A 2,297-nucleotide genomic window follows, 5' to 3' on the forward strand; every position below is an offset into this window, starting at 1 on the left:
GAGATCCTCGGCACGCTCGCGGACCTCGATGATCGATCGGTAGGCGGCCGCGCCGAGATCGATCGGCGCGCCGCCACCCAGCGCCGCGACGCTCCACGACGCGTCGAGGAACTCCTGGCTCGTGCGCACCAGTTCACTCGCCCGCGAACGGACCCGTTCGGGATCGCAGACCAGCACGTGGGTGCCGGCCGGCAGATCGTCCAGGAGTAGTGACATGGCGTCGACGAGTACCGGGGCGAGCGCCTCCATCCCCTCCACAGGGATGCCATCGGCGATCTTGTCGAGCAGGTCCAGCAGCTCCGGGTGGCGCGTCGCGAGGTCCGCAGCCCGCGCCCGCACCTGCGCGGTCAGTAGCAGTTCGCTGCACGGCGGCGCGAACAGGACACGGCCACCACCGGTCGCGCCATCATCCTCCGGTAGCGCCCGCTGGTCCGCCACGGAGAACCGGCGGATGTCCTCGACTTCGTCGCCGAAGAACTCGACCCGCAGCGGATGCTCCTCGGTGGGCGGGAAGACGTCGAGGATGCCGCCGCGCACGGCGATCTCGCCGCGCCGCTCGACCAGGTCCACCCGATGATAAGCGATGTCCACCAGCCGCGTCACCACGCCGTCGAGGTCGGCCGTATCGCCCTCGGCGAGGGTGACCGGTGCGAGCTCGCCGAGCCCGGCCACCTGGGGTTGCAACACCGCACGGATCGACGCGACCACGATCCGCAGTGGCGGCCGACCGGTGCTCGCCGGATGCACGAGCCGGCGCAGCACGGCGAGGCGCTGCCCGACCGTGTCAGCCCGGGGGGACAGCCGCTCGTGAGGCAGGGTCTCCCAGCTCGGGAAGACCGCGACCACACCGGGACCGAGCAGGCTGCCGAGCGCCGACGCCAGATCCTCGGCCTCCCGGCCGGTAGCCACGACAGCGAGGACCGGCCGGTCGGCCCCGACCGCCAGGGCCGCGGCGGCGAAGGGCCGCAACGCCGCGGGACCAGCGAGGTCGAGGACCGGTTCACCGACCGCGCCGATCGCCCGGCCCAGGGCAGGGTCCCCGCCGGGACGGGCGATCAGCGCGTCGAGCAACGGCGCGAGGGTCATGGGGTGCGTCCCTGTGCCTCTCGGTTGGTTGGGATCCGATGGTTGGGATCCGACGACGTGACACGGCGAGGCCGATCCGGCCCCGATCTACCGTCCGGCCCGGCCCCGCTCCACACGACGCTTCCGCCCGGCGATGCCCCGGTCCGCAGGCGTCGGCAGCGGGTCAACCTCGATACCCAATCGATCTTGATGCCGGGCCGACCCTAATACGGGTCAACCTTGATACCGGATCGACCTCGATCGGCTCAACCCTGTCGGCACAGACGATATGTCCAGCCTACGGCAACCTTCCCACCCGCCCCGGCAACCCACCCTCCTCCCGTTCGGACCGGCGCCATGTTCGTCGGGGCCGCGGTAACGTGCGCGTCCATACGAACGCGGGGCCGGCCGGGTGGACGCCGTGGACACGGCCGCAGGGCCGCATCGGCGAACGCGACGGTTCCGATGTGGCGCATCTCACGTTTCTGGTAACGCGGTCCGGTCGGTACCGGACGACGGACGGCACGCTCGGGCGCCCCGCACTCCCCCGTCTCGGCCGCTTCGGCGAAGGGGGCGCCACATCGCCGAGCGACGTACAGTCGACTGCCTGACGTCCGGTCCGGTTGCCCAAAATCGTCCGGTCCGGTCGTCCAATATCTACCCTAACGTAAGGGCCGAGTTGTCCACCAAGCGCCGTGGTGTTTCGGGATCGAACACGACCCGTGGCGACGTTTACCAGATCGGGGACGTTGCGGAGCGGGTCAGCCTCTCCCTGCGAACAGTCCGCTACTATGAGGAGTCGGGGCTCCTCGCGCCGGCAGGTCGGACCGTAGGGGGATTTCGTCTCTACGACGACGACGCCATCGAGCGGCTGCTCCTCATCAAGAAGATGAAACCGTTGGGGTTCACCCTGGAGGAGATACGGTCGCTGCTGGCCCTTCGTGATGAGCTCGCCGAGCCCGACCTCGCCGCGGGCGTCCGGGCCGAGCTCCAGGAGCGGCTTGGCACCTGGGTGGTACTCGCGGAGGAAAAACTCTCCACGCTTCGGGAGCAGGTCAGCGTCGCGGAGTCGTTCGTCGGCGGGCTGCACGACGACGCGAAACGGTCGGGGGGAACCGTCTGATCCGCGGACACCGATCACCGCACCCACTGCGGCGGGCCTCGCGCATCGCACCGGCAAGACCAAGATCAAAACTTGAAGTCATTTTTCGGCAACGCCAGGGGTCCCCGCA

General features: G+C 69.8%; 1 protein-coding gene and 1 pseudogene. One reads left to right on the plus strand and one right to left on the minus strand.

Annotated elements, in window-relative coordinates:
* Positions 1-1,086, minus strand: a pseudogene (locus tag AC08ON_RS14310) (transcription-repair coupling factor); the annotation flags it as partial.
* 658 nt (positions 1,087-1,744) lie between these two features.
* Here AC08ON_RS14310 and AC08ON_RS14315 point away from each other — a divergent pair.
* Complete coding sequence (locus tag AC08ON_RS14315) at positions 1,745-2,188, plus strand: MerR family transcriptional regulator (RefSeq protein ID WP_476609309.1); 444 nt, start codon at positions 1,745-1,747, stop codon at positions 2,186-2,188.
* Positions 2,189-2,297: the final 109 nt, after the last annotated feature.

The sequence above is a fragment of the Frankia sp. CoWAU3 genome (assembly GCF_977971855.1).